Origin of the sequence: Geminicoccus flavidas (assembly GCF_009806515.1) — a bacterium.
Lineage (GTDB): Bacteria > Pseudomonadota > Alphaproteobacteria > Geminicoccales > Geminicoccaceae > Geminicoccus > Geminicoccus flavidus.
Genome location: NZ_WUJP01000817.1, coordinates 1 through 5035, shown reverse-complemented (window position 1 = coordinate 5035; position 5035 = coordinate 1). Strand labels below are relative to the sequence as shown.

4 protein-coding genes are annotated in these 5035 nt (G+C 66.0%); 2 read left to right on the top strand and 2 right to left on the bottom strand.

What is annotated here, in order from left to right; translation table 11 throughout:
* Positions 1 to 819, bottom strand: an 819-nt coding sequence (locus EQG76_RS23500; RefSeq protein ID WP_159716844.1) for an ABC transporter permease, incomplete at its 3' end; no start/stop codon positions are given.
* 82 nt (positions 820 to 901) lie between these two features.
* Complete coding sequence (locus EQG76_RS23495; RefSeq protein WP_159716841.1) at positions 902 to 2596, bottom strand: ABC transporter substrate-binding protein; 1695 nt, start codon at positions 2594 to 2596, stop codon at positions 902 to 904.
* A gap of 257 nt (positions 2597 to 2853) precedes the next feature.
* Here EQG76_RS23495 and EQG76_RS23490 point away from each other — a divergent pair, with 257 nt between their 5' ends.
* Positions 2854 to 3723 carry a fatty acid desaturase gene (locus tag EQG76_RS23490; RefSeq protein ID WP_159716838.1) on the top strand — a complete coding sequence of 290 codons (870 nt, stop codon included), beginning with the start codon at positions 2854 to 2856 and terminating at the stop codon, positions 3721 to 3723.
* Positions 3724 to 3823: 100 nt separating this feature from the next.
* Positions 3824 to 5035, top strand: a 1212-nt coding sequence (locus EQG76_RS23485; protein ID WP_159716835.1) for a glycosyltransferase family protein, incomplete at its 3' end; no start/stop codon positions are given.

Below are 5035 nucleotides of genomic sequence, written 5' to 3'. Positions count from 1 at the left end.
TGCCGCCTCCAGCATCATCCGGCCGAAGCCCGGATAGGCGAACACTGCCTCCACCACCACCACGCCGGTGATCAGGTAGTTGATTTGCAGGAGGATCACGGTGAAGGGGGCGATCAGCGCATTGCGCAGCGCGTGTTTGCGGATCACGTCCCCGAAGCTCAGGCCCTTCAGGATCGCCGTGCGGATGTAGGGAGCCAGCATCACCTCGATCATGGAGGCGCGCACCATCCGGACCACGTAGCCAGCGTCATAGAGCACCATGACCATGACCGGCAGTATCAGCTGACTGGCGATGCTCCAGCCGCTGCCGGGATCCAGGGTCGAGGTGCCGGGCAGGACGCCCAGCCAGATCACGAAGATCGACGACAGGAAGGCGCCGAGCGCGAACTCGGGCAGGGAGGTGCAGATGATCGCCGCCACCGAGACGATGCGGTCCAGAAGCGAGCCCTCGCGCATCCCGGCCAGCACCCCGAACAGGATCGACACCGGCACGATGATCGCGAACGCGATCGCCGCCAGCATCGCGGTATTCGCCAGCCGGTCCCGGAAGATCGGGGCCACCGGCTGCTTGTAGAGGGTCGAGTAGCCGAGATCGCCCTGCAGGATGTTGCCGGCCCATTCGACGTAGCGGACCACCACCGGCCGATCCAGGCCCAGTTCCTCCGTCAGGATCTGGACCTGCTGCTCAGTGGCATAGGGCCCGAGCGTCTTGCGGGCAACGCTGCCGGGCGTCCATTCGGAAACGGCGAAGATCAGGAACGAGGCGACGATGATCGTGAATGCCATCTGGCCGAGCCGGCGCAGGACAAAGTTCAGCATCGTCGTTGCTATCCGCGAGCGAGGTTGCGGCTACCGGAAGAGGCGGGGGGCGGCCCGCTTCGGACCGCCCCGGTGAGCCGGCTCACGCCTCGTTGAGATAGAGCTGCTCGCCGAAGATGTAGCTGGTCGGGTGCTGCTGGAAGCCGCCGACCTTCTTGTCCCAGAAGGTGAACATGCCCCGCCACAACGGGATCACCGCCGGGCCTTCCTCGTTCATCAGCTCCTCGATCGGCACCATCGCCTGGCGCCGCTCCTCCACGTCCAGGATGCCCTCAGCCACCGAGAGCAGCTCGTCGAACTTCCTGTTCGACCAGTGCGACTCGTTCCACGGCACGCCGGTGCGATAGGCCAGGCCCAGCACCATCACGCCCAGCGGCCGATGGGTCCAGGCGGTGAAGCCGAACGGCACCTTGGTCCAGTTGTCCCAATAGGCCGAGGACGGCATCACGTTGATCTTCACGTTGATGCCGGCTTGCTTCCACATCTCGGTCATCGCCTGCACGGCGATCAGCTCCCAGGCCGGGTCCTGCTTGCAGGAGATCTCGGCCTCGATGCCGTCCGGGTAGCCGGCATCGGCCAGCAGCTTCTTGGCCCCGTCGATGTCCTGCTGCATCAGCCCGATATCGGCATACTCGGGATGGACTGGAGCCACATGGTGGTGCTCGCCCGGCGCGCCGATGTTGAGATGGGCCAGTTGCAGGAGCTTGGGCGTGTCGATCGCCAGGCGCAGCGCCTTGCGGACCCGCGCATCGTCGAACGGCTTGATGGGATGGACGCGCGCCACGCCGGTCTGGGCAGAGGTGACCTGGTAGAGTTCCAGATGTGGCATCTGCTTCAGGACCTCGTACTGGGTCACCGAAGCCTCGTACATGCCGTCGGCCTGCCTGGAGGCCATCGCCGCCACCTGCGCCGATGCGTCGTCGCCATGGTCGACGAAGTGGAGCTCGTCCAGATAGGGGCCCTCGCCCCAATAGCCCTCGCGCGCCTTGAACACCGCGCGCTTGCCGGTCTCGATTACCGTCGGCTCGAACGGGCCGGTGCCGGGCGAGCCTACTCCCCACTTCCCGTTGTCCTCCGGCCAGAGCATGAAGGCCGGGTAGTGGAACAGGTTCTCCGGCACGCCCATCTGCGGGCCCTTGCCGTTCAGGACGATGGTGAAGTCGTCCTTTTTCTCGATCGCGTTGGCGTCCCAGTAATCGGTCGTCATGACCGGGTTGCCGTCGGCGTCCTTCTGGCCGGTGTCCTTCTCCTCGACCAGGAAGCCGCTGAACAGGCCCAGCACCGACGAGCCCGTGGCCGGGTCCAGCATGTGCTTGAGGTTCCAGATGGCATGGTCGGCTACAAACTGCTCGCCGTTCGACCACTTGACGTCCTTGCGCAGCCGGAGCGTCCAAGTCTTCAGGTCGTCGGAAGCCTCCCAGTTCTCCAGGAGCCACGGCACCGTGATATTGTCTACGCCGGTGCGGGTCAGGTAGTCGTTGCACTGCCGGACCGAGTTGCTGTCGTACACCCAAGAGAAGATGTGCGGCGTCGACAGGTCCGGGATGCGGATCGACACCCGGACGATGCCGCCTTTCCTGGGCGTCGCGTCCTGGGCGCGAGCCTGCGGGACAAAGCCGGGTCCGTCGATCCTGCCGACAATGCCGTAGGCGGTGGCCGCCGACAGGCCGAGCAGCGTCGAGGTCCGCAAGAACTCGCGCCGGTCGACCTTGCGCTGCTCGTACTGGTCGACGAGCTTCGGGATGAACGGATGAATCCTGTTCTCACGATCGGCCATGAGCTCCTCCCTGTGGTCAGGATATGCCGGTCCGGATCGTGGATCCGAATCGCCCCCTGCGGACCGTATCGGTTCCAGCCTACCTGTCAACGCGCCGACACTGCTCCCTCTTCGGGAGTGCTGCCTCTTCTACGGCGACATGAATTTCGGTAGAACAGGCCATTTCTCGTAAATAAGGACGGGACATGGCGGACACGTTTGAACAGGCTGCTACTTCTCGGTTGATCAAGTCCGAGTTGATTGCTTCTCAAGGTTGGATGTCCTGGGCGAGCGTCGCCGGCACCTGGATTGCCTGGCTGACCCTGACCTGGTTTGCCGCCGCACTTCCCTGGTGGCTCCTGCTCCCCTGCGCCGCCTTCACCATGGCGCTCTACGGCTCGCTCCAGCACGAGGCGCTGCACGAGCTGATGACGACCAGGCGCTGGCTGAATCATGTGCCGGTCTATCCGCCCCTGAACCTCTGGCTGCCCTATCCGGTGTACCGCGCCTCGCATCTGGCCCATCACCGCAAGCTCCATCACCTGACCGATCCTCGCCGTGATCCGGAAAGCTACTATGTCCCGGCGGAGCGCTGGGCCACGCTGCCGGGCTGGTGGCGCCAAGTCCTGGTCTTCAACCACACTCTGCTCGGGCGGCTGACGGTCGGCCCGTTCCTGATCGTGGGCCAGTTCCTGCGTTACGAGGCGCTGGCCCTGCTGCGCGGCGATCGCGCCAACCTCGCATACTGGCTCTGGCATGTGCCGTCGGTGGCGCTGGTGCTCTACTGGGTGACGGAGGTCTGCGGCCTGCCGGTCTGGCAGTATCTCCTGCTGTTCGTCCTGCCCGGCACCTCGCTGAGCCTGGTCCGCTCCTATTGCGAGCACATCGCGCATGAGACCCCGGAGGAGCGCACCGCCCTAGTCGAGGCCGGCCCACTGATGAGCTTTCTGTTCCTCAACAACAACCTGCACTACGTCCATCATAAGCGACCGGACCTGCCCTGGTACGCGATTCCCCGCTACTACCGCGAGCATCGCACCTTGCTCCGCCAGGAGAACGGGCACTACGTCTTCGACGGCGGCTATCTGGAGGTCTTCCGCCGCTTTCTGCTGACGCCCTTCGACCTGCCCAGGCATCCGTTCATGTAGGTAAACGGCGAGGTGCCCGAGGCGCGCTTTCGTCCGCAGGTAGGCGGCGGCGGCGAAATCTGCCATGTTCCGCCGCCGGCCGCCCACGGATCAGAGCCGCATGAACGATCACGCCCGCCTTCTGATCTACAGCCATGACAGCTTTGGCCTGGGCCACCTGCGGCGCTGCCGGACCATCGCGCATCATCTGGTCGAGCGATTCAAGGACCTGTCGGTCCTGATCCTGTCCGGCTCGCCGATCATCGGCAGCTTCGACTTCAAGACCCGCGTCGACTTCATCCGCATTCCCGGCGTCATCAAGCTGCGCAATGGCGACTACACGCCGCTTGGGCTGCATATCGACCTGGAGAAGACGCTGGAGATGCGCCGCTCGATCATCGAGCACGCCGCGGCGATCTTCGATCCCGACGTGTTCCTGGTCGACAAGGAGCCGCTGGGCCTGCGCGGCGAGGTCGAGCACACCTTGCGCCTGCTCAAGGAGCGCGGCACCCGGCTGGTGCTGGGCCTGCGCGACGTGATGGACGACCCGGCCAGCCTGGAGGAGGAGTGGCGGCGCAAGAACGTGCTGCCGGCCCTGCGCTCGCTCTATGACGAGATCTGGGTGTACGGCACGCCGGAGATGAGCGACCCGCTGGACCAGATCCACGACTGGGCCGGGCTCGCCGCCAAGACCCGCTTCACCGGCTATCTGCGCCGCCACGTCTCCGAGACGGCCGGCCTGGAGCCGGCCATCGAGCTGCCGGACCGGCCCTATATCCTGGTCACCACCGGCGGCGGCGGCGATGGCGAGGACCTGATCGACTGGGTGCTCTCCGCCTACGAGACCGACCGGAGCCTGCCGCATCCGGCCGTGGTGCTGCTCGGACCCTTCATGCATCGCGAACAGCGCGCCGCCTTCCTGGAACGCGCCCAGCATTTGCCCGAGGTCACCATGCTGACCTTCGCCGCCCGCACCGAGCCGCTGTTCGACCGGGCGCTCGGCGTGGTCGCGATGGGCGGCTACAACACGTTCTGCGAGATCCTGTCCTTCGGCAAGCCGGCGCTGGTGGTGCCACGCACCCGGCCGCGGCTGGAGCAGGCGATCCGTGCGGAGCGCGCCGAGCAATTGGGCCTGCTGCGCATGCTTCCCGACGATGGCCGGCGCGACCCTTCGATCATGGCCGCCTGCCTCCACGCCCTGCCGGGCTGGCGGGCACCCGCCGGCGGCAGGATCAGCGGAATGCTGGACGGCCTGCCGCGGATCGAGGAGTTCATGCGCCCCTGGCTGGAGCGCGACCCGATCGTCCACCGGCTGATGGCCCGCCGCAGCGCC